General features: G+C 57.0%; 19 protein-coding genes. 5 read left to right on the top strand and 14 right to left on the bottom strand.

Annotated elements, in window-relative coordinates; genetic code table 11:
- Positions 1-36 precede the first annotated feature (36 nt).
- Both glpG and glpE read right to left on the bottom strand, forming a co-directional pair.
- Positions 37-870: a rhomboid family intramembrane serine protease GlpG gene (gene glpG, locus ACTG20_RS01295; RefSeq protein WP_194494577.1), complete on the bottom strand. Its 834-nt coding sequence runs from the start codon at positions 868-870 to the stop codon at positions 37-39.
- Positions 867-1,190: a thiosulfate sulfurtransferase GlpE gene (glpE, locus tag ACTG20_RS01290; protein WP_005355913.1), complete on the bottom strand. Its 324-nt coding sequence runs from the start codon at positions 1,188-1,190 to the stop codon at positions 867-869. Before glpE ends, glpG begins: the two co-directional genes overlap by 4 nt.
- 71 nt (positions 1,191-1,261) lie before the next feature.
- On the opposite strand from glpE, the gene ACTG20_RS01285 reads away from it, so the two are divergent.
- On the top strand, positions 1,262-1,954 hold the full coding sequence (locus tag ACTG20_RS01285) for a LysE family translocator (protein WP_194494578.1): 693 nt from the start codon (positions 1,262-1,264) through the stop codon (positions 1,952-1,954).
- Here ACTG20_RS01285 and ACTG20_RS01280 read toward each other — a convergent pair.
- The 6 genes from ACTG20_RS01280 to ACTG20_RS01255 form a co-directional block, all read right to left on the bottom strand.
- The gene (locus ACTG20_RS01280; protein WP_194494579.1) at positions 1,933-2,778 is read right to left on the bottom strand and encodes an AraC family transcriptional regulator; all 846 of its coding nucleotides are present in this window, start codon (positions 2,776-2,778) and stop codon (positions 1,933-1,935) included. The two genes, ACTG20_RS01285 and ACTG20_RS01280, sit on opposite strands and share 22 nt — an antisense overlap.
- A gap of 3 nt (positions 2,779-2,781) precedes the next feature.
- Positions 2,782-3,483 (bottom strand): ABC transporter ATP-binding protein, encoded by a 702-nt coding sequence (locus ACTG20_RS01275; RefSeq protein ID WP_194494580.1) that lies wholly within the window; start codon positions 3,481-3,483, stop codon positions 2,782-2,784.
- A 16-nt stretch (positions 3,484-3,499) separates the two neighbouring features.
- Entirely contained in the window at positions 3,500-4,273 is a 774-nt protein-coding gene (gene livG / locus ACTG20_RS01270; protein WP_005357323.1) for a high-affinity branched-chain amino acid ABC transporter ATP-binding protein LivG, read from the bottom strand.
- Positions 4,270-5,538, bottom strand: a complete 1,269-nt coding sequence (locus tag ACTG20_RS01265) for a high-affinity branched-chain amino acid ABC transporter permease LivM (RefSeq protein ID WP_194494581.1) — start codon at positions 5,536-5,538, stop codon at positions 4,270-4,272. The genes livG and ACTG20_RS01265 overlap by 4 nt, the downstream gene beginning before the upstream one ends.
- Positions 5,538-6,464 (bottom strand): high-affinity branched-chain amino acid ABC transporter permease LivH, encoded by a 927-nt coding sequence (livH, locus tag ACTG20_RS01260; RefSeq protein WP_194494582.1) that lies wholly within the window; start codon positions 6,462-6,464, stop codon positions 5,538-5,540. Before livH ends, ACTG20_RS01265 begins: the two co-directional genes overlap by 1 nt.
- Before the next feature lie 66 nt (positions 6,465-6,530).
- The gene (locus ACTG20_RS01255) at positions 6,531-7,652 is read right to left on the bottom strand and encodes a branched-chain amino acid ABC transporter substrate-binding protein (protein WP_005339442.1); all 1,122 of its coding nucleotides are present in this window, start codon (positions 7,650-7,652) and stop codon (positions 6,531-6,533) included.
- Positions 7,653-8,086: 434 nt separating this feature from the next.
- Here ACTG20_RS01255 and ACTG20_RS01250 point away from each other — a divergent pair, with 434 nt between their 5' ends.
- Positions 8,087-9,091 carry a substrate-binding domain-containing protein gene (locus tag ACTG20_RS01250; RefSeq protein ID WP_005355925.1) on the top strand — a complete coding sequence of 335 codons (1,005 nt, stop codon included), beginning with the start codon at positions 8,087-8,089 and terminating at the stop codon, positions 9,089-9,091.
- Positions 9,092-9,155: 64 nt separating this feature from the next.
- Here ACTG20_RS01250 and ACTG20_RS01245 read toward each other — a convergent pair whose 3' ends face one another.
- Positions 9,156-10,481 (bottom strand): 6-phospho-alpha-glucosidase, encoded by a 1,326-nt coding sequence (locus tag ACTG20_RS01245; RefSeq protein WP_206692012.1) that lies wholly within the window; start codon positions 10,479-10,481, stop codon positions 9,156-9,158.
- Positions 10,478-12,067, bottom strand: coding sequence for an alpha-glucoside-specific PTS transporter subunit IIBC (locus ACTG20_RS01240; protein ID WP_194494594.1), 1,590 nt, complete (start codon positions 12,065-12,067; stop codon positions 10,478-10,480). The genes ACTG20_RS01245 and ACTG20_RS01240 overlap by 4 nt, the downstream gene beginning before the upstream one ends.
- 282 nt (positions 12,068-12,349) lie before the next feature.
- Between ACTG20_RS01240 and ACTG20_RS01235 the strand changes: the two genes are divergently transcribed.
- Complete coding sequence (locus ACTG20_RS01235; protein ID WP_005357335.1) at positions 12,350-13,054, top strand: GntR family transcriptional regulator; 705 nt, start codon at positions 12,350-12,352, stop codon at positions 13,052-13,054.
- A gap of 219 nt (positions 13,055-13,273) precedes the next feature.
- Positions 13,274-15,538, top strand: a complete 2,265-nt coding sequence (locus ACTG20_RS01230; protein ID WP_439987418.1) for a methyl-accepting chemotaxis protein — start codon at positions 13,274-13,276, stop codon at positions 15,536-15,538.
- Between the two features lie 74 nt (positions 15,539-15,612).
- Here the strand turns inward: ACTG20_RS01230 and ACTG20_RS01225 are convergent, their stop codons facing one another.
- Together ACTG20_RS01225 and ACTG20_RS01220 are read right to left on the bottom strand one after the other, a co-directional pair.
- On the bottom strand, positions 15,613-16,107 hold the full coding sequence (locus ACTG20_RS01225) for a DM13 domain-containing protein (RefSeq protein ID WP_194494583.1): 495 nt from the start codon (positions 16,105-16,107) through the stop codon (positions 15,613-15,615).
- 481 nt (positions 16,108-16,588) lie between these two features.
- Positions 16,589-17,476 carry an endonuclease/exonuclease/phosphatase family protein gene (locus tag ACTG20_RS01220; protein WP_194494584.1) on the bottom strand — a complete coding sequence of 296 codons (888 nt, stop codon included), beginning with the start codon at positions 17,474-17,476 and terminating at the stop codon, positions 16,589-16,591.
- Positions 17,477-18,066: 590 nt separating this feature from the next.
- On the opposite strand from ACTG20_RS01220, the gene ACTG20_RS01215 reads away from it, so the two are divergent.
- Positions 18,067-18,678, top strand: coding sequence for a biosynthetic peptidoglycan transglycosylase (locus tag ACTG20_RS01215; protein WP_194494585.1), 612 nt, complete (start codon positions 18,067-18,069; stop codon positions 18,676-18,678).
- On the opposite strand, the gene ACTG20_RS01210 is transcribed toward ACTG20_RS01215, so the two are convergent.
- Positions 18,622-19,275 (bottom strand): hypothetical protein, encoded by a 654-nt coding sequence (locus ACTG20_RS01210; protein WP_194494586.1) that lies wholly within the window; start codon positions 19,273-19,275, stop codon positions 18,622-18,624. The two genes, ACTG20_RS01215 and ACTG20_RS01210, sit on opposite strands and share 57 nt — an antisense overlap.
- A 127-nt stretch (positions 19,276-19,402) precedes the next feature.
- On the bottom strand, positions 19,403-21,472 hold the full coding sequence (gene glyS, locus ACTG20_RS01205; protein WP_194494587.1) for a glycine--tRNA ligase subunit beta: 2,070 nt from the start codon (positions 21,470-21,472) through the stop codon (positions 19,403-19,405).
- Between the last annotated feature and the right edge of the window lie 5 nt (positions 21,473-21,477).

Genomic DNA, 21,477 nt, shown 5'->3' with positions numbered 1-21,477 from the left:
CGGGGCGGCGTTCTCGTTTCTGCGGCTGCTGAAAAATCAGCCCGGCTGGTGGTTGCGATCCAGCCAGCCTTGCAGCAGGCCGACCAGCAGGCCGGTCAGGTGGGCGATATTGGCGGTGCTGGTGCCGAGCATGTCGAAGAAGCCGAGCACCATCCAGAACAGCATAAAACCCATCAATGCCGGTGGCAGAGTGAGGCCACAGGCGGGTTGCAGCTTGCTGCGCAGCCAGCAGTAGCCGAGCAGGGCATAGACCACGCCGGAGAGGCCGCCAAACAGCGGGCCGCTGGCAAAAAACTCGGCGATATTGGGCAGGGCGGCGCCCACCAGCAGCAGGATCAGCAGCTTGCCGCTGCCGAGGCGCTGCTCGATCTGGCCTCCCAGATACCACCACCAGAGCAAGTTGAACACCAGATGGAGCACCGAGAAGTGGATCAGGGCGGGGGTGAAATAGCGCCATGCCTGCCAGTCGGTGAACTGGGCCAGCGTCGGGTGGAATGCCAGTTGATCAAAAATGGGCAGGCCGATGGCCTCGATCCCGTAGATGGCGAGACAGGCGATGATGACCACCAGCGTCAGTGGCCCTGCCTGATGGAGGAAGTCGGTGATGGGATCCGTCATCCCCTTGCTGTAGTCGATGCGGGCATCGGCGCGGCCGGATTGCCAGGAGGCCTCCATGTAGCGCGGGTGGCCCGGCTCGGCCAGAAAGCGCTTCACCTCCAGCTGGGCCTGGGCAAGGCGTAGCTCGTCCGCCAGCCAGATGGTGACCCCCAGCTCGGACTGGGTCAGCTCGCAGGAGATGCCCAGGGTCGCCAGATAGTCCACCAGCGCCTGCGCCATGCGGGCGTTGTCGAGCACCAGCAGCTGGATCATGCCTCGCCTGCCTCGATGGGAAACTCCCGGCGCCACGCTTCGAAGCCGCCATCCAGACTGTAGACCTCGTCATAACCCTGTTGCAGCAGGTATTGGGCCGCCCCCTGACTGCTGTTGCCGTGGTAGCACATCACGATGACCGGGGTATCGAAATCCACTTCATTCATAAAGCGCACCAGCGTGCCGTTGGTGAGGTGGAAGGCGCCGACCGCGTGGGCCGCTTCAAAGGACTGCGGGTCGCGAATATCCACCAGACGGGCTTCACCCGCGCTCAGTTTCTGGTGGGCATCATGGGCATTGATATGGGCAAACTGGTCCATCGGGATGTCCTGCGAATAGGTTGATTACGGGCCAGTGTACCGCAAGCCGATGCTGGAGCTAAGCCCGCAATGTGTACGGTTATTGCTGCGGCCGATCGCAATTTCCTTCAATACCCGGGGCGGGGGGCCAGCTAGGCTGGGGGCTCCTTTTGCTGATACGAGCGCTATTTATGGAGACGAGTCTGCTGTTATCTATGGCTGGGTTTGCCCTGGCCATGTCTATTACCCCAGGGCCGGTCAACCTGGTCGCCCTCGGCAGTGGCGCCAGTCACGGTTTTGCGGCCAGCTTGCGCCATGTTGTCGGGGCCACCCTGGGGTTCATTCTGTTGCTGCTGTTGATGGGGCTGGGGTTGGGCGCCACCCTGCTGCAATGGCCGCTGGCGGCGGATGCACTGCGCTGGGCCGGGGTGATCTTTCTCGGCTGGATGGCCTGGCAGCTGCTGGTGGACAGCTGCCGGGTGGAAGGGGTCGACGGGGTGGCTCCATCCTTCTGGTATGGGGCCTTGATGCAGTGGCTTAATCCCAAGGCTTGGCTGGCCGCCAGTATGGGGATGGGGGCCTATGGGGTCGCGGGGGGGATGGGTCAGATTGCCCTCTTTGCCAGCATCTATCTGGTGATCTGCCTCGGCTCCATCGCCTGCTGGGCCTATGCGGGCAGTCGATTGCAGGTATGGCTGATCTCTCCCCACCGGTTGCGCTGGTTCAACCGGGCGATGGCGCTGTTGCTGTTGCTCAGCGCCACTTATCTGATGCGCTCGTCCTGAATGGCAAGTTGTGCTCTGTACTGGCCTGGGGTGGCGGCCACCCGTCGTTTGAACTGGCGCTGGAAGTGGGCCTGATCGGCAAAACCGCTGGCCAGTGCCACCTCCGCCAGCGGCACTCCCGACCTGAGCAGGGTGCGAGCATGGCGGATGCGCTGATCAAGCAGGTAGGCATGGGGTGTCATGCCGTAATGTCGGTTGAAGCTGCGCACGAAGTGGGAGGGGGTGAGCCCGGCCACTGCGCTTAGCTGGGCCAGGGTGAGGGCGCTGGCGCAGTCGTCCTGCATCAGTTCGGCGGCCCGCTGCAGGTGCTGCGGCGGCCGATCGTCCCAGCCGGCCGGAGTGAGCCTGGTCAGCAGCTGGCGACTGAACTGGTGGCAGGCCACCTCGCGCGCGAGCGGCTCTGACTCCTGCGACAGCTGTCGATGGAGCCGGCACAGTCCCTGGTAGAGCAGGGGATCCCGGCTTGCGGTCATGTCGAAGGGACGAAACGCATCGCCCAACCCCGCTTCTTCCTGTTGGCGCTGCAACCAGAGGTTGTCGATGTAGAACATCAGATAGGACCAGGGCTGGTTGGCAATGGGATTGCAAGCGTGCACCTCTTCTGGGTTCATCAGCACCAGACTGCCGCGGCCGACTTCTTGCTGGCTGCGCTGGTTGAGGTAATGGCTGTAGCCGCCAGTGATGGCTCCGATGGAGAAGTGGGGGTGGCTGTGCTTGTCATAACAGACGTAGCGGCCATCCTGCACTGCCCGCGCTTCAATGAAAGGCAGCGCCGGATCGTGCCAGAAACTGTGGTGATCCGGCGTTGTGTTTGTCCTGCTCATGGGTCAGCCGCCGAGATAGGCTTGCCGTACCGCCGGGTTGGCCAGCAGGGCGGCGCCCGTGTCTTGCAGCACCACGTGGCCGTTCTCCAGCACATAGCCGCGGTCGGCCAGCTTGAGCGCCTGGTTGGCGTTTTGCTCCACCAGAAAGATGGTCATCCCCTTCTGGCGCAGCTGCTCAATGGTGTCGAAGATCTGCTGGATGACGATGGGGGCCAGCCCCAGCGAGGGTTCATCCAGCAGCAGCAGGCGCGGTTTGCTCATCAGGGCGCGGCCGATGGCCAGCATCTGCTGCTCGCCGCCGGACATGGTGCCTGCCCGCTGCTCCAGCCGTTCGTGCAGCCGCGGGAACAGGGTGAATACCTGATCCAGCAGGCCATGCTGCTCGGCCTTGTCGACGAAGAAGGCACCCATCAGCAGGTTCTCCTCCACCGTCAGGCGGGCGAAGATGCGGCGCCCCTCCGGCACCACGGCGATATCCTTGCGCATGATGCGGGCGGTGGTGAGGGAGCTGATCTGTTCCCCCTCAAACAAGATGGAGCCGCTGCTGGGCTTGGGTTCGCCGCAGAGGGTCATCAGCAGGGTGGTTTTGCCAGCGCCGTTGGCACCGATCAGGGTGACGATTTCACCCTCTTTCACCTCGACGCTGACATCGTGCAGCGCCTGAATTTTGCCGTAGTGGGTCGATACGTTGCGAAGTTCTAACATCGTGACTCCTTGGGTCCTACGATTCGCCCAGATAGGCCTTGATCACTGCCGGGTTGTTACGGATCTCATCCGGCTTGCCATGGGCCAGCGGGGTGCCCTGGCTGACCACGAAGATACGGTTGGAGATGCCCATCACCAGCTTCATATCGTGCTCGATCAGCAGCACCGAGACCCCGAACTCGTCCCGCAGGCTCATGATCAGCTCATCCAGCTCGTCGGTCTCCTTCGGGTTGAGGCCGGCGGCCGGTTCATCCAGCATCAGCAGCTCGGGACGGGTCGCCATGCAGCGGGCGATCTCGAGGCGGCGCTGCTGACCGTAGGCCAGGTTGCCGGCGGCGCGGTTGGCAAGATCCTTGAGCCCCACTTTATCCAGCCAGAAGGCGGCCCGCTCCAGCCCCTCCTGCTCGGCACGGCGGAAGGCCGGGGTCTTGAACAGACCGGCGATAAAGCTGGTGTTGAGGTGCTGGTGCTGGGCAACCAGCAGGTTCTCCACCGCTGTCATCTCCTTGAACAGCCGCACGTGCTGGAAGGTACGCACAATCCCCTTGCGGGCGATGAGGTGGCCGGGCAGCCCCTGGATCTCCTCACCCTTGTAGCGGATGGTGCCGCCGCTCGGGCTGTAGAAGCCGGTCAGGCAGTTGAAGATGGTGGTCTTGCCTGCGCCGTTGGGGCCGATGATGGAGATCACCTCACCCTTGTCGATATCCAGCTTGACCCCGTTGACGGCCAGCAGGCCCCCGAAGCGCATCGACAAATCAGAGACTTCCATTAACTTCTGATGTGTACTCATTTCTTCAACTCCAGATGCGGACGGGTCATCGGCAGCAATCCCTGTGGCCGCCAGATCATCATGAACACCATCAAGAGGCCGAACATCAGCATGCGGTACTCGTTGAATTCGCGGGCCAGCTCCGGCAGAACCGTCATCACGATAGCGGCCAGCACCACCCCGATCTGGGAGCCCATACCACCCAGCACCACAATCGCCAGCACAATGGCCGACTCGATAAAGACGAAGGATTCCGGGCTGATAAAGCCCTGCCGGGAGGCAAAGAAGCTGCCTGCGAAACCGGCAAAGGTGGCGCCTATGGTGAAGGCGGTCAGCTTGATGATGGTGGGGTTGAGCCCCAGCGATTTGCAGGCGATTTCGTCCTCCCGCAGCGCTTCCCAGGCGCGGCCAAGGGGCATGCGCAGCAGGCGGTTGATGACGAACAGGGTCACCACCACCAGCACCAGCGCCATCAGGTAGAGGAAGATCACCTTGTGGTTGGCGTTGTAGGTAATGCCGAAGAAGTTGTGGAAGGTATCAAAGCCGCCATCCTTGACGGTGCGGTTGAACTCCAGACCCCCCAGCGTCGGCTTGGGAATGCCGGATATGCCGTTCGGGCCACCGGTCAGGGTGGTCATGTTGTTGAGCAGGATGCGGATGATCTCGCCAAAACCCAGGGTGACGATGGCCAGATAGTCCCCCCGCAGCCGCAGCACCGGGAAACCGAGCAGAAAGCCGAAGGTAGCGGCCATCAGCCCGGCGATGGGCAGGCACTCCCAGAAGCTCAGTCCGAAGTAGGTGTTGAGCAGGGCATAGCTATAGGCGCCGACCGCGTAGAAGCCGACATAGCCGAGATCGAGCAGGCCGGCGAGGCCGACCACCACGTTCAGCCCCAGCCCCAGCATGATGTAAATCAGGGTGAGGGTGGCGAGATCGATGGCGCCGCGAGAAGCCATAAAGGGCCAGCTCACCGCGAACAGCAGCACCAGCACGGCGGTGAGGTTATAGAGCTTGGGCGCCTCTTCCGGGCTCGGCAGCACCAGCTTGGTGAAGCCGACCGAGAAGCCGCTGATGGAGGCCTGAAACAGCTTGGCGATCTGGCCGCGCAGCATCTGGAACCAGAAAACAAGGGTGGCTCCCCCCAGCAGCCAGGCCAGCGACACATCGAGGCGGCTCACTACCTGCAGGCTGGAGCCATCGGTCTCCAGCTTGAAGCCGAGCAGCCAGAAAGAGAGCACCAGCAGCAGCAGGCTGGCGATACAGGCGTGGATAAATTGATGTTTCATCACACTTTCTCCACTTCCGGACGACCCAGGATGCCAGTAGGCATAAAGAGCAGCACAAAAATGAGCAGGGCAAACGCCATCACATCCTTGTACTCGGTGCTGAGATAACCGGCGGTGAGGGCTTCAACCACACCGAGCAGCAGGCCGCCCAGTACGGCGCCCGGAATGCTGCCGATACCGCCCAATACAGCGGCAGTGAAGGCCTTCAGACCGGCCATAAAGCCGAGGTAGGGGTTGATGACGCCGTAATACATGCCGAGCAGCACCCCGGCGATGGCGGCCAGCGCGGCTCCCAGCACGAAGGTGATGGAGATGACCACGTGGGTGTCTATCCCTAACAGGTTGGCCATCTTGATATCTTCCGAACAGGCGCGGCAGGCGCGACCCATGCGGGAGCGGCCGATGAACTGGGTCAGCGCCAGCATGGTGATGAAAGTCACCACGAAGATAATCAGCTGCATATAGGAGAGGCTGGCCTGAAAACCATCCTCCCCCCCCAGGGTCCAGCCACCGGAGATCAGGCTGGGCATGGCGATATCCCGCGAGCCCTGTGCCATCCGCATCATGTTCTGAAGGAAGATCGACATACCGATGGCGGAGATGAGGGGGATCAGCCGGTTGCCGCCGCGCAGCGGCCGGTAGGCGACCCGCTCGATGCTCCAGCCATAGGTGCCGGTGATGATAATACTGACCAGGAAGGCGCCCCCCAGCAGTAGAAAGGTGCTGTCGATGCCCATCATCATGAGCCCCGCCATCACCATAAAAGCGACATAGGAGCCGATCATGTACACCTCGCCGTGGGCGAAGTTGATCATGCCGATGATGCCATAGACCATGGTGTAGCCAATGGCGATCAACGCATAGGTGCTGCCTATGGTTAATCCGTTCAGCAGTTGCTGAACCAGATAGAGGAGGTGTTCGGACATACTGCGTTCCCTGTACTTGCCCGCAAAGAGAGGAGGGGGTGAGTGTACTCACCCCCGATCGGCAGATTATTTGACTTGGCTGGAAGTACCGTCAGCGTGCCACTGGAACACACCGAATTCGAAGCCTTTCAGGTCACCGTTCGGTGCCCAGGTCAGGGGGCCCATCACGGTATCGATCGGTGCGGCCTTGATGGCGGCGGCAACGGCGGCCGGGTCATCTTCACCCGCCTTGGCGATACCGGCGGCCAGGGTTTGCACCGCGGCATAGGTGGTCCAGACGAACGGGCCGGAGGAGTCCTGACCCTTGGCCTTGAACGCCGCCACCAGCGGGGCGTTGGCAGGCACCAGATCGTATTTGTTCGGCAGGGTCACCAGCAGGCCTTCGGAAGCCGGGCCGCCGATGGCGGAGATATCCTTGTTACCCACCCCTTCCGGGCCCATGAACTTGGCTTTCAGTCCCTTCTCGCCAGCCTGACGCAGGATCAGGCCCAGCTCAGGGTGATAGCCGCCGTAGTAGACGAAATCGACGTTCTCTTTCTGCAGCTTGGCGATCAGGGCGGAGAAGTCCTTGTCACCGGCGGTGATCCCTTCAAAGGCCACCACTTTCACGCCAGCCTTGTCGAGCGCCGCTTTGACGCTGGAGGCGATCCCTTCACCGTACTGCTTCTTGTCGTGGATAACGGCCACGCGCTGGGGTTTGACCTGCTCGATGATGTACTTGGCGGCAGTCGGGCCCTGATCGCTATCCAGGCCGATGGTGCGCAGGGTCAGCTGGTAACCGCGCTCGGTGATCTTGGGGTTGGTGGAGGCAGGGGTGACCATCAGGATCCCCTCGTCTTCATAGATGTCGGAGGCGGGCAGGGTGTTGTCGGAGCAGAGGTGGCCGACCACGAACTTGACGCCGTCATTCACCACCTTGTTCGCGACGGCCACCGCCTGTTTGGGATCGCAGGCATCGTCATAGACGACCGCTTCGATCTGCTTGCCATTGATGCCGCCAGCCTTGTTGATCTGCTCGACCGCCATCTTGCCGCCGGTGAACTGCATGTCCCCGTACTGGGCAACCGGGCCGGTAACCGGGCCTGCGATACCTATCTTGATGGTGTCTGCCGCGTGGGCGATGGAGATCGATCCAAACAGAGCCAAAGAAACCGCTGCGCCAACTGTGATTTTGCTCAACTTATGCATTGATTCGTCCCTTAATCAGTGGATTGTTTCATTTCCGTGTGCCATTCCGGATCTACATCCCGTGCATCCGGCTATAGGTATGGTTCTATCATTCCTCACGGGGCAATAACAAGCTGTTAAAGATACTAACCAGAGGGGGTTGGATGGGCGGATTCTGAAATAAATGACCTGTTATTTTCCGCTAATCAGAGTTTAATTTTGATTTGTTGACTTAACATCTTGGTAACGAGAGGCGATTCTGACAAACGCCAGAGGATTAATCTGGCGATATTTTACTCTGACAACGCTCCCATTTTGACCAGAATCCATTTGCGCAAACAGAAATGAGCGCCTAAATTAGCCGGCATTGACAATTCCGTGGCAGAGCTCGTTAAAACCAAGCCTTTATTCGGGAAATCTGCTAATGTTCCGCCTTTGACAGTCAGGAGACAGAGATGGCCACTATCAAGGATGTCGCCTCGCGCGCAGGCGTATCCATCTCCACCGTCTCACATGTGCTCAACCACACTCGGCGGGTCAGCGAAGACGCGACCCAGAAAGTGATTGAGGCGGTGGCAGAACTCAACTACGCGCCCAACTCGGTAGCGCGCAGTCTTAAAATAAATTCGACCAAGACCATTGGTATGCTGGTGACCACCAGCGTAAACCCCTTCTTCGCAGAAGTGGTGCAAGGGGTTGAAGCGTACTGCTTCGAACAGGGCTACAGCCTGATCCTCTGCAACACCGAAAACCAGCCGCCTCGCCAACAGCATTACCTGAGAATGCTGATGGAAAAACGGGTGGATGGCCTGCTGGTATTGGGTACCGATATCGACACCCCGTTGCGCGACATGCTGCGCATCCACAAGAACGTGCCGCAGGTGGTACTGGATTGGGGCACGGAGTGCGATTTCGCCAACGTCATCAACGACAACGCCCGCATCGGCGCCCGCATGGCCGTACGCCATCTGCTGGAGCTGGGGCACCGTGACATCGTCTGCATCACTGGCCAGCTCTCCAAGCCGACCACCCAGCAGCGACTGGACGGGGTGCGTGATGCGCTGGGCGAGCACGGTCTGACCCTTAAAGATGAACAGGTCTTTGAAGGGGACTACGAGAGCCAGAGCGGCTTCGATGCCATGCAGCGCATCCTGGCCCTGCAGCCTCGTCCGACCGCGGTCTTTGCCTTCGACGATCCCATGGCGATCGGCGCTATTTGCGCTGCCTGGGAAGCGGGAGTCAAGGTGCCGGACGATATCTCCATCATCGGCTACGACGATGTGGAGATGGCGCGCTTCTCCAGCCCGCCGCTGACCACCATCCGCCACCCGAAGGCCGAACTGGGCCAGCTGGCGGTGAAGCATCTGGTCAGCCGGATCCGCAACAAGGAGCTGGAAGTGGAATCGATGACGGTACAGCCCGAGCTGATCGTTCGTCGCTCGGTCAAACCGCTGCGTTAATCCGCACCCGTTGCCAACACGAAAAACCCCCTCTGTCACGAGGGGGTTTTTGTTTATGGGCGGTTTATTTCAGTTCCGGCCAGTAGGCTTTGTTGGCCTCTATCAAGTCATCGAGAATGGACTTGGCCACCGATGCACTGGGCACTGTCTTGGAGAGGGTGATGGCTTGCCACAGTTTCTGGTAAGAGTGCTCAACCCAGGCTTCGACCACCAGTTTCTCGACCGCGACCTGCTGGCCCATCATGCCCTGCTGGAACAGCGGGATGCTGCCCACCTGCAGCGGCTCAGGTCCGCTGCTGCCGACCAGGCAGGGGATCTCTACCATGGCTTCCGGGTCAAAGTTGGGGATGGCGCCGCGATTGGGAACGATCAGCAACATCCGCTCTTGGGTGTTGAAGGCAATGGCGGTTGCCAGGTCAACGATATAGGAGGCGTGTTCATCGATCTCCAGCTCGCCCGCTGCTGAATTGCCTGCCTTGACGATGTCGGTACAGGCGGTGAAGACCTGCTTCTCGCGGTGCTCCATCACCTCGTTGGCGCGGGTGTGTTCCGGGTTGGAGTGGGCCACCACATAGTCCGGGTAGAGGTAGTACTTCAGATAGGTGTTGGGCAGGGTATCCGGGTCGAGCGCCCATACATCCTTTGCCTTGGCGAAGGTATCGTTCCAGCTTGCTTCGGCATGGCTGGCGCTATTGGGCACATAGCCGTGGCGGGCGACGTGCTCCTTGATCTTCGGCATCAGGTCGTTACCTTCCAGATCCTCGATGCGGGTCCACCAGCCAAAGTGGTTGAGGCCGTAGTAGCGTACCCGCATCTCTTTGCGGGATTTGAGACCGGCAATCTGGGCCATGCGCCCCTCGATCCCGATCGGCATGTCGCAGATGTTGAGGATTTTGGCGTTGGGACGCAGGCGACGGGTCGCTTCGGCCACAATGGCGGCCGGGTTGGAGTAGTTGAGCATCCAGGCATTGGGTGAGTACTGCTCCATATAGTCGACCAGCTCCAGCACTCCGCCGATGGAGCGCATGCCGTAGGCGATACCGCCCGGGCCGCAGGTCTCCTGACCGACCACGCCATGACGCAGCGGGATCTTCTCGTCCAGCTCGCGCATCGGATATTTGCCAACCCGGATATGGGCCATGACGAAATCTACATCGCTAAACGCTGCTTTGGGGTCGGTGCCATAGCTGAAGGCGATCTCGGGAGCCTTCTCTTTCAGCAGGATTTTGCAGGCTTCGGCGATGATCTCCTGACGGGCACCATCGTTGTCGTAGAATTTGATCTCCTTGAGCGGGAAGCGATGTTGATTTTCCAGCAACATCAGAACGATACCAGGAGTAAAAGTGCTGCCACCACCGGCAATGACTACAGAGAATTTTTTCATGATCATGACTCCATTACTAAAGACGATTGTTGATGACTGTTGTTCATAATCGATTCCATATTTTCACGTACCTGAGGTACATGCAGACCGATAATTACCTGGATACTATCGCCATGGCGGACGACACCATGGGCCCCTAATTTAATAAACTCCTCATCTGCAGCGGCTAGCTTGCTGTTAACCAGCGATATTCTTAAGCGGGTGGCACAATTATTCAGACTGCGTATATTTTTGACTCCGCCAAGCGCTTCGATAATTTGTGTTGCACTATCACTGCCACGCTGGTTTTTGGCTGCCTGATAATCTGACTTGGAATAAAGCTTTATTTCACTGTCTTCCCGCCCCGGTGTTTTAAGATTGAGTCTGATAATCATCGCGCGGAATATCAGGAACCAGATTCCGGTAAAGACCAACCCGATAGCGATTTGGGTGAACATCATTCCCGCATGGTTGTGGAACATGGGTATCCAGTTCTGCGGCAGGAACTGGTCGAGCAGACCTCCACCCATGTTGCCGACCACACCAAACAGGTACATCACAGTCGACATGGTGGCTGCCAGCAGGGCGTGGATGGCAAACAGCAGCGGCGAGATGAAGAGGAAGGTGAACTCCAGCGGCTCGGTGATACCGACCAGAATGGCGGTCAGGGTGGCCGGGATCAGCAGGCCTGCCACCTTGGCCTTGTTCTCTTTGGCTGCCGTGGCATAGATGGCCAGAGCAATCCCCATGGCACCGAAAATCTTCGAGTTGCCGTGCAGGGCAAAGCCACCCTGAGGGAACTGTTCAATCAGCGGGCGAGTGCTCTGGCTGAACTCCAGCATGTGCTGTGCCCAATAGAGCTGAATGCCCCCCTCTACTGCCGCTGGACCGAAGATGAAGGGGCCGTAGATAAAGTGATGCAGGCCGGTCGGGATCAAAATCCGCTCGAGGAAGGTGTATACCCACACCCCGACCGGACCCGAGACCAGCATGAAATTCTGCAGGGAGGCGATGCCCATCTGTACTTTTGGCCAGCCAAGCAGGGTCAGCCAGGCGCAGGGGATCATCACGAAGAAGGCGACAATGGTGACAAAGGAGCTGCCCTGAAAGATGCCGAGAAAGACCGGCAGTTGGCGATCAAACAGGCGGTTGTGCAGTGCCGTCACGATGCCGGAGATGACGATGGCCCCTATGATGCTGGTATCCAGGGTTTTGATCCCCGCCACCATGGCGAGGCCACTTTCACCCCCCACATCCTGACTGAAGTCGACCCCGAAATAACTGCCCCAGGTCATTCCCATGGCGTTGATAAAATAGTTCCAGGTCATGAAACTGACCAATACAGCCAGACAAGCTCTGGCTTGAGCCTTATTTGCCAGACCGATTGGCAGGCCAATGGCAAATATCAGCGGCATATTCCTGAATACTGTCCAGCCACCCTCTTCAATAATATGGATGATCTGGAAGAATAATCCTTGTGGGTTTGCCAGTGATTCACCGACAAACATCGGGTTTTTCAGCATAATTGCAATGCCTACTACCATACCTGCAAAAGGAAAAAGCAGTACAGGAGTGAACATTGCTCCGCCAAAACGTTGAATTTGACTGAGCATATATTGTCCCTTGGTTGAAATAGCTAATCGAATCCTTGCCGGTGTTGCCAGATGAAAATTAGCAACGATAAAAAGAGACCTCATGAAATATCTTGGAATAATGTGATCTGACGCATGCAGTTATTTAGACAAAGATGTCTAACTTTTGCGATATTGTTGTACCTCTTGGTTTCGTGATGTTCTTGCAGCTTTAGTTGAAAGTTAAGTTATTGTTTTTAAGCAATTTAGCCACTTGATTCAGAATAAGGTGGTTGGCGTTGTGACCACAGGAGATGTCTAGCAGTGATCTATAAATCGGTGGCTGATCGACTCAGGATCAGGGTAAACGGTGCCGAGTGCCGGGTGGGAGATGTGTTGCCGGGCGAAAAAGCGCTGGCAGAACAGTATGGTGTCTCCCGCATGACCATTCGCAAAGCGGTAGACATGTTGATCGAGTGGGGATTGGTCGAGCGGCGCCACGGCAGCGGCACCTATGTGACGAAAAAGGATGTCCAGCATGAGACCAAAGGGCTGAGCGGGTTTACCGAACTGATGCGCGAGCAGGGGCGCACTTTGACCAGCCAGGTGTTGGAATTTCGCACCATGCCTGCGCCACCGGCCATCGCCAGTCAGCTGAGGGTGAAGGTGAATGAACCCGTCTATTACTCCAGCCGGATCCGCTCGGTGGATGGTCGGGCTCTGCTGCTGGAAGAGAGCTATATGCCGGTCAGACTGTTTCGCAATCTGTCGGTCGCCCATCTGGAAGGGTCCAAATTCGACTACATCGAACGGGAGTGCGGCATCGCGATTGCGGGTAACTATGAGTGCTTCAGTGCCGTGCTGGCGGATCGGGTTACTGCCGAGCTGCTCCATATCGAGCAGGGGGCCCCTATCCTGCGGCTCACCTCGCTCTCATACAGCGAGAGCGGAGAGTTCCTCAACTACTCCATCATGTTCCGCAATGGTAACGACTACCATGTCGACTACCACCTGCACCGTTTTCGTTAATCCGCTCGCCAGCCTGCGGGTTGGTTATTGGCTGGATGCCGGGCCTTTCACGAAGCAGGGAATGGCCCTCTATCTGGTGGATATTCCCCCCGTTTGACCCACCTCGCATTTTGCTTGTTAATCGTTTGATCAATATCAACAAAGGGTTAAGTTCTGATGGACTCCCGACTTAACCGTTCCATCCTGTAGGTTGGGTATGACTGTCAAGGATGGTGTCTTATGTTCCCCCCTCGCAAGCTGGGTCACCAGATCACGCTGCTGGCAATCGGCGGCATCGTATTGCTCGCCGTGGTGCTGCTTACCTTTAATCTGTTTGAAAATCGCCAGCGGGCGCTCGCGGCCGAGCAGGCTGCACTGCGTAGCCAGCTCCAGAATGTGGAAGCGGTGATCAAAAACACCAGCCATGAAACCGTGCTGGCGGCGACTCTGATCGCCCAGCGGCCGGATGCAGCCGAGGCGGTGGCCGACAAGGATTGGCAGACCCTCGCCAATCTGTTTGATCCGCTCTGGCCCGCCATCAAGGCGCAGGGGATCGAGCAGTTCCAGTTCCACCTGCCGCCAGCCACTTCCCTCTATCGGGTACATAAGCCAGAAAAACACGGTGATGACCTCTCTGCCATTCGCCCCACTGTGGTTGAGGTGAATCGAGAGCATCATGCCGTTGGCGGGCTGGAGATTGGCGTGGCTGGTACCGGTTTGCGCGGGGTCGTGCCGGTCACCTTCAACGGGCAGCCGGTCGGTTCGGTGGAGTTCGGTCGTGCTCTGGATGAAAAGCTGTTTGGCCAACTGCTGGACAAGCAGGTGCAGCTCGCCATCTATTTGTTTGAGCAGGGCAAGCTGGTGACGCTGGTTGGCACATCCCGGCTTGGTGAGGCGATGGAGTGGTATCAGCCGGTACTGGCCGGTGAGGAACGTTTCGTCAATATGACGCAACAGGGGAGTGATTTGCTGGTGATGGCGGCACCCCTGCGCGATTACTCCGGCAAGGCGGTCGGTATCATCGAGTTGACCCGGGATCACAGTCTGGTCGCGGCCGATCTGGCGCGTCAGGGCTGGCAGATGGCGATCATCTCTCTGGTAGGAGCTCTGGTGATTGCCATGGTGATGGCGTTCGCACTCAATCGCATCAATCGACCGCTGCTCGACAGCGTCAAGGCGCTGGAGGCGCTGGCCAATGGCTCCGGCGATCTCGGCAGCAAGCTGCCGGTGGCGGGGCCGGAGGAGATCCGCCGCCTCGGGTCGGCGTTCAATGGCTTTGTTGCCAAGATCCGCGACACCATCAGCCAGCTCACCACCACGTTGGGCGAACTGGCTGGCGAGAGTGAGCGGTTGTCGCGCAGTGCGGCAGGCAACCTTGGCAGCATGACGCGCCAGCAGGAACAGACCACCCAGCTCGCCACCGCCATGACCGAGATGACCAGCACGGTACACGAGGTGGCCAACAACACGGCACAGGCGGCCGAAGCGGCCAACGAAGCGGACAATCAGGCGGTCACCGGTGATGAGGTGGTGCAGCAGAGCGTCAACATGATCGAACAGCTGGCGGAGGAGATCGCCAGCGCGGGCAACACAGTGAAAGAGGTCGCCAAGGCCAGCGAGCAGATTGGCTCTGTGCTGGCGGTGATCCAGTCCATCGCCGAGCAGACCAACCTGCTGGCCCTCAACGCCGCTATCGAGGCGGCCCGGGCCGGTGAACAGGGGCGTGGTTTTGCGGTGGTGGCCGACGAGGTGCGCTCGTTGGCCGGGCGCACCCAGCACTCCACCGCCGAGATCCGCGGCACCATCGAGCAGTTGCAGCGGGCGGTGGGCACCACGGTGACCATGATCGAACACAGCGTCTCGCGGGCGGGGGAGTCGGTGGAGCGGGCCAATCAGGCGGGGGAAGCCCTCGGCCGGATCAAGGGGGCGGTCAACAGCATTCGCGACATGAATACCCAGATCGCCGCTGCCTCGGAGGAGCAATCCTCGGTGAGCGACGAGATTACCCGCAATATCGTCAGCGTCCACGAGATCTCCCAAGCCACCACGCTGGTGGCGCGGGATACCGCTCATATCGCCAGCCATGTGGCGACCCTGGTGGACAAGCTGGGGGATCTGGCCGGGCAGTTCCAGGATGGTTCCAACGTGCGGATGGTGCTGAGTCGCGCCCGCGCCGCTCACATGGGCTGGAAGACTCGGGTGCGTGCCTATCTGGATGGGCAGGAGGGGCTGTCGCGCAGCGAGGCGGTCAGTGACAAGGAATGCCGCCTTGGTCACTGGTACTTCAGCGAAGGGCAGGCATGCTGTGGCGATCAATCCGCCTTCAGGGCGATGGCCGCCCCCCACGCCAGACTGCATCAGGTGATCCAGCAGGTTATCGAGCTGAAAAATCAGCACAAGCATGAAGAGGCGGAGGCGCTCTACCGCGAGATCGAGCAGAACTCAGAGCAGGTAGTGGGCTGCATCGATCAGCTGCTGCGGGAGATGACCACGCCGGAGCGTTAATGACGAGCGGATCGGATAGCCAAAGGGCTGGCAGCGATGTCAGCCCTTTTTCATGGTGCGGGTCTGGGGCGAGGTTACTGCTCCTGACTCTCATCCTGATAACGGGCGGCGGTGATGAACTGGCTGAAGGTTTCACACCAGACGATCACGCTGCTGTAGCGGGCCGGATCGATCGTGGCGGGCAGCGGCACGATAAAGTTGTCGAAGGTCTTCACCGGCCCGACTCGCACCATCTGATCCTTGAGGCGGGCAAAATCGGCTTCGGTCTCGACAAACTCGGGGGAGAGGTAGAGCTGGTAGTCCGGCCCGGGGGCCAGCTTGCCCATCAGGCTGACGGCATCCGGCCCTATGCTCACCTTGCCTTCCCCCCAGTGCAGCCGATCGCTGTCTTTCAGATCCCGGCGAAAGGTGCCGTGGAATCTCGCTTGCTGCTGGCTGGCCGCGACCTGCTCGGTTTCAGGGGCGGGTGGCGCGATCAGGATCGGCAGGGTGTAGACACCGGCGGCAAAGCCTGCCGCCGCGACCAGCAGATGGGTGCCCAGCAGCAGGGCCATGGTTTTGCGTTTCATGATATCTCGGTCGTTGATGAACAGGTGCCAGCATCATAGCAGTGGCGCAGGCTAAACCGCTTGTCATCCAGCGCAATGGAGCCGGATGTTTGCGCAGCTGCGGTTGATATGGCTTACAGGCTGGCGAAATCCACCTCGGGCAGGGTTTCGAAGCCGGGGCCATGATGGATTCGACAATGACCAATCAGTACCAAGTTGCATACTCCGCAGGCCTGTAGGTTCGCTTAGTGCAGCGAAATCGGACTCGCTAGGGGGGTTGTCTCGGCTGTTTCAGTGAGTAAGTTGCGGCCAGCCGGAGGGGGGAAATCGGGGATAGCTGTAGAGGAAAGAGCGATATACAACAAGTTAGATCTTCAGCTAATCAATGGCTATGGGTTGGCAAGAGGGATATGTCATAGCCCCGAGAGTATTTTCCTCTCGGGGCGTGATATCCAGAAGAGTATGCTATAAAAGCAAAAAGCCTCAGGAATTGACCACCAAATTACTGTTCGGTTAATTGCAGTGTCGCCATAATTGGCAAATGATCGCTGACGGTTGGCCAATTGATACCAGCATAAACACCAGTCTTGGCTGGAATGGTGACATTTTTGATATTCCAGCGCTGCGCATTGCTGGTAAAAATGTAATCAACCCCGATTTCAGGATTATTTGCAGGCCATGTACGATGCTCCCGATTTAGTGGGGTGATCGAGTTCCAGTATTTTGTGACTTCCTTGATGCTGGTGGTTTCTGGCGTGTCATTAAAATCACCCATGAGCACTTTTATGCCACGAATTTCAATTGTCCGGTCATTAAGCTCCTGGATTTGGCCAATCCGTATTTCTGGATTCTCCTTGGTATCCAGATGGGTGTTGATTGCGGTAATAGTGGCCGGGAAGCCCGGCACGGAAACTTCGGTGATCAGCGCTATTCGTTGTTCTCTGTTACCGGATGGCAGTTGTACAATTTCTTTGGTTTTGATCGGATATTTTGACAAGAATGCCAAACCATATTTACCACCATCAAAGTCAATTGCTGCACCAAACACACCGTTCATGCCGGTGAGTTTTTTTAATTCAGCCAAGTGATCGATATTACCACTGCGCTTTGTTAGTTGATCAACTTCCTGCAATGCAACAATATCAGCTGAACTAGCCTTTATTGCTGCTGCAATAGAGCTGATATTTGACACTTTTGCCGCACCAATATTGAACGTGGCAACAGTGATGGATGGGCCTTTATTTTGTGCAAACACCTTGTTGGGTAACCCGTTCATGGCGCTGGCCACTTCACGGCTGTTCTGGTTGTTGTTGGCTCGCCCATCCTGAGCATTGGCACAGAGTGGAAGTGTTAGCGCCCCAATGAAAAAAAGATTGTATAGTTTGTTCATAAATATCTCTATAGAAAATGCTATCTTTTGCGTTATTTTTTATCGGAAAAGGAATGGTTTTATGGAGGTTTTTATATTCAACCTCTGATTTTTATACACTAAGTTTTCGATGAGAATTAACCAAGTTGTTTTTGCTGTTATTGTGATGCAGCCCACTATTCAGGAGTTTCAACTGCCCCATTATTAAACAGGTATTTATAAAGAAAATAATAGCAGTGTGAATGGTGCCAGCCATAGTTGATCGGCGTCAGGCAGACATACCACAAGCTACCACTTTCTGTAGGTGCGATTAGCTCAGCGTAATCGGACGAACGAGAAGCTTTGATTGCGGTTGTTGCCGTGCAACAGCGTCGGCCAGCCGGAGGTGGAAATTCGGCTGGCGGTTATAGCGGGAGAGTCTATTTACGAGAACGTCCGATTACGCCTGACGGCTAATCGAACCTATAGGTTTCGTGATTCTATGAGTTATACAAACATAGTTTATGTGATGGTTAACTCTATCTCTATGAGGTGTAACGGATTGTTTTTAATAAATCTGTGAAGTAATATAAGACTCATTTATATCATGCGTGTTATAACAGGTTATAAATATGACTGCCCAACCATTTAATACTCGACATTATAGAAAATTCAGAAATCTATTAATTGATTTAAACAGAGACCTGTTATCTATTTCACATAAAATGTGCGAGTCAGATAAGTATGGGGAGTTTACCGAACTAGAGCGTTATGTGATGGCCTTGGAAGACCGTCGATTTGTGAATCATTGTGGTTTTGATATCAAGGCATCTGCAAGAGAGCTGATCAAGAAAATACGAAGAAAAAAACATGGAGGTGCTAGTACTATAGATATGCAAATGGTTAGAACCATTACCGGATTTAAAGATATGACTATATATAGAAAGTTATATGAAACGCTACTTTCTTGGCTGGTCAATTTTCATTTCACAAAAAAACAAATAATACGCTGCTACTTAAAAAATGCTTTTTTTGGCTCTCGTCTCATAGGTGCAGAAAATGTAGCAAATGCACTATTTAATAAAAATCTGTCTATGCTAGAAAAGGATGAAAGTGCATTTATTGCGGCTATGTTATTGAGACCAAAGCCTTTAAATCCAAAAAATGAATGGTTTGAAATTGTTAAATCAAGAGCGTCTTATGCGCAGAGCGTTCGGGTTCTTGTTGAAGAGGGCTCGAAATAGAGTCCAAGTTGAAGCTTTTGTTAGATTATGCTCGGCCAAAGCTTCAGTATCGCCATCCATAATCTGTTTCCAACGACTATTGGAGTGTTTAATTATTTCTGAAGATATTCTTCTGGTTTCTGTAAAAGCAGAATCAAGATGTCTTTTACCCGAAATTATAGAGTCTATAGAGTGACCGTCTTTTATTAATTTGTAAATCGAATTGTGAGCATATCTAAAGTTATCATGAATATTACTTTCAATATCTCTAGCGTAGTCATACATATCAATGCTGTAAAGCTCTATGAATAAAGGGTTTAAGTTTTCATTCCAATTGTCTTTAGCCTTTTTATATTCTTCCCTAGCTTGTTGTAATGTATTACTATCTTTTTTAAATTCTTTATCAGCCAGAGAGTCGAGAAGCAGGCGGCTATAATAAATACGCTCGCCAGACATTTTTTCTAATGACTTAGCTATTTCACGCAGCTTATCAATTTCTCGCTCTGAACGATTAGTCTTTATTTGATGTAGAAAGTTCTTCTCTTGGAAGCGACTTGATACATATAGACCAACGACACCGGTTAGAAAAAAGCTCACGATTATATTTGCTAGTTCCATCTTTACGGCTCATCCTAATTATATTTCGAACACTATATCTTTAGTTAAACGTATATTCAATATCATAAAGTGTTCAAAAAAAGGCGCCTTAACGGCGCCTTTTTTAATATCACCTACCCAACCAACATCACTGCAACAGGGAGATATCCGCTACTTGCAGGAACAGGTTGCGCAGGTTGTTCAGCAGCGCCAGACGGTTGGCCTTGAGAGCTTCATCGTCGGCCATCACCATCACTTCGTTGAAGAAGGTATCGACCGGCTCGCGCAGGGCGGCCAGACGGGTGAGGGCTGCCTGATAGTCACCGGCAGCGAACAGCGGGGCCAGTTCGGCTTGCAGTTCGGCAACCTGGGTGGCCAGCGCCTTCTCGGCGGCATCGACCAGCAGTTCCGGTTTGACGGCAGTCGGCAGTTCGCCTTCGACCTTGGCCAGAATGTTGCTCACGCGCTTGTTGGCGGCAGCCAGTGCCAGTGCGGCATCCAGCGTGCGGAAGTGGCTGACGGCCTTGACGCGACGATCGAAGTCGAGCGGACGGGTCGGGCGGCGGGCCAGCACGGCCAGCACCACGTCGGCACCGATGCCTTCGTCCTGATAGGCGGCGCGGAAGCGGCCCAGCATAAAGTCGACCACGTCGGTAACGACGGTTTTGTTGGTCAGCTTGTCGCCGTAGACGCGTACCGCTTCTTCAACCAGTTCAACCAGATCCAGATCCAGCTGCTTCTCGGTCATGATGCGCAGGGCACCGATGGCGGCGCGACGCAGGGCGAACGGGTCTTTATCACCCTTCGGCAGCATGCCGATGCCGAAGATACCGGCCAGAGTGTCGAACTTGTCGGCCAGCGCGACGGCGCAGGCAACCAGACCGGACGGCAGGGCATCACCGGCAAAGCGCGGCATGTACTGCTCGTTGAGGGCCACGGCCACTGCTTCGTCTTCGCCATCGTGACGGGCGTAGTGCATCCCCATGACACCCTGGGTGTCGGTGAACTCGCCGACCATGTTGGTCATCAGGTCACACTTGGAGAGCAGACCGGCACGCTTGGCCTGAGCCACGTCGGCGCCGATACGCTCGGCGATAAAGCCGGCGACAGTCTCGATGCGCTCGACCTTGGCCTTGACGGTGCCCAGCTGTTGCTGGAACAGCACGGTTTCAAGGCGCGGCAGGCGGGAGGCCAGGGGCTGCTTGAGGTCGGTCTTGAAGAAGAACTCGGCGTCAGAGAGACGGGGGCGAACCACCTTCTCGTTGCCGCTGATGATCTGGCTCGGGTCTTTGGACTCGATGTTGGTGACGAAGATGAACTTCGGCAGCAGCTTGCCGTTCTTGTCGTAGACCGGGAAGTACTTCTGGTCACCCTTCATGGTGTGAACCAGTGCTTCAGCCGGCACGGCCAGGAACTTCTCTTCGAAGTTGGCGGTCAGCACCACAGGCCACTCGACCAGTGCGGTGACCTCTTCCAGCAGGGCGTCGTCCAGATCGGCCACGCCACCGAAGGCGGCAGCGGCCGCTTCGACGTCAGCCTTGATCTTGGCCTTGCGCGCCATAAAGTCGGCAATCACCATGCCGCGCTCCTGCAGGATCTGCGGGTACTGGCTGGCGTTGTCGATGGTGAACTCGCTCTCGCCCATAAAGCGGTGGCCGCGGATGGTGCGGGCAGAGTCGATACCCAGAATGTGGGCAGGAACCAGCTCGCCATCCAGCAGCAGGGTCACGGTGAAGACCGGACGCACGAACTGGATGGTCTTGTCGCCCCAGCGCATCATCTTCGGGATCGGCAGCTTGGCCAGCGCAGAGGCGACCAGTTCACCCAGCAGATCGACGGCCGGACGGCCTTCGACCTTGGCGGTGTGAACCAGCCATTCGCCCTTGTCGGTGACCAGACGCTCGGCCTGCTCAACGGTGATGCCGTTGCCACGGGCCCAGCCTTCGGCAGCCTTGGTCGGCTTGCCTTCGGCATCGAATGCCTGAGCCACGGCCGGGCCGCGCTTCTCGACGCTCTTGCTCGGCTGTTCGCCAGCCAGCTCGCTTACCTTCAGCGCCAGACGGCGCGGTGAAGCAAACCACTCGACGTCGCCGAAGGCCAGATCGGCCTTGGTCAGTTCGGCTTTGAAGTTGTCGGCAAAGGCTTCGGCCAGGGAGCGCAGGGCTTTGGGCGGCAGCTCAGCAGTACCGATCTCTACCAGAAATGTATGTTGTGCCATGTCCG

Source organism: Aeromonas sp. 84A (assembly GCF_051919345.1).
GTDB lineage: Bacteria > Pseudomonadota > Gammaproteobacteria > Enterobacterales > Aeromonadaceae > Aeromonas > Aeromonas veronii.
Note: the sequence above shows the minus strand (reverse complement) of the source record. Positions and strands in the feature narration are given on the sequence as shown.

Excerpts from the sequence above, each read along its gene's own strand:
- glpG (WP_194494577.1), bottom strand. The coding sequence starts at position 870 with ATGATCCAGCTGCTGGTGCTCGACAACGCCCGCATGGCGCAGGCGCTG.
- glpE (WP_005355913.1), bottom strand. The coding sequence starts at position 1,190 with ATGGACCAGTTTGCCCATATCAATGCCCATGATGCCCACCAGAAACTG.
- ACTG20_RS01280 (WP_194494579.1), bottom strand. The coding sequence starts at position 2,778 with ATGAGCAGGACAAACACAACGCCGGATCACCACAGTTTCTGGCACGAT.
- ACTG20_RS01275 (WP_194494580.1), bottom strand. The coding sequence starts at position 3,483 with ATGTTAGAACTTCGCAACGTATCGACCCACTACGGCAAAATTCAGGCG.
- livG (WP_005357323.1), bottom strand. The coding sequence starts at position 4,273 with ATGAGTACACATCAGAAGTTAATGGAAGTCTCTGATTTGTCGATGCGC.
- ACTG20_RS01265 (WP_194494581.1), bottom strand. The coding sequence starts at position 5,538 with ATGAAACATCAATTTATCCACGCCTGTATCGCCAGCCTGCTGCTGCTG.
- livH (WP_194494582.1), bottom strand. The coding sequence starts at position 6,464 with ATGTCCGAACACCTCCTCTATCTGGTTCAGCAACTGCTGAACGGATTA.
- ACTG20_RS01255 (WP_005339442.1), bottom strand. The coding sequence starts at position 7,652 with ATGCATAAGTTGAGCAAAATCACAGTTGGCGCAGCGGTTTCTTTGGCT.
- ACTG20_RS01250 (WP_005355925.1), top strand. The coding sequence starts at position 8,087 with ATGGCCACTATCAAGGATGTCGCCTCGCGCGCAGGCGTATCCATCTCC.
- ACTG20_RS01245 (WP_206692012.1), bottom strand. The coding sequence starts at position 10,481 with ATGATCATGAAAAAATTCTCTGTAGTCATTGCCGGTGGTGGCAGCACT.
- ACTG20_RS01240 (WP_194494594.1), bottom strand. The coding sequence starts at position 12,067 with ATGCTCAGTCAAATTCAACGTTTTGGCGGAGCAATGTTCACTCCTGTA.
- ACTG20_RS01230 (WP_439987418.1), top strand. The coding sequence starts at position 13,274 with ATGTTCCCCCCTCGCAAGCTGGGTCACCAGATCACGCTGCTGGCAATC.
- ACTG20_RS01225 (WP_194494583.1), bottom strand. The coding sequence starts at position 16,107 with ATGAAACGCAAAACCATGGCCCTGCTGCTGGGCACCCATCTGCTGGTC.
- ACTG20_RS01220 (WP_194494584.1), bottom strand. The coding sequence starts at position 17,476 with ATGAACAAACTATACAATCTTTTTTTCATTGGGGCGCTAACACTTCCA.
- ACTG20_RS01215 (WP_194494585.1), top strand. The coding sequence starts at position 18,067 with ATGACTGCCCAACCATTTAATACTCGACATTATAGAAAATTCAGAAAT.
- ACTG20_RS01210 (WP_194494586.1), bottom strand. The coding sequence starts at position 19,275 with ATGGAACTAGCAAATATAATCGTGAGCTTTTTTCTAACCGGTGTCGTT.
- glyS (WP_194494587.1), bottom strand. The coding sequence starts at position 21,472 with ATGGCACAACATACATTTCTGGTAGAGATCGGTACTGCTGAGCTGCCG.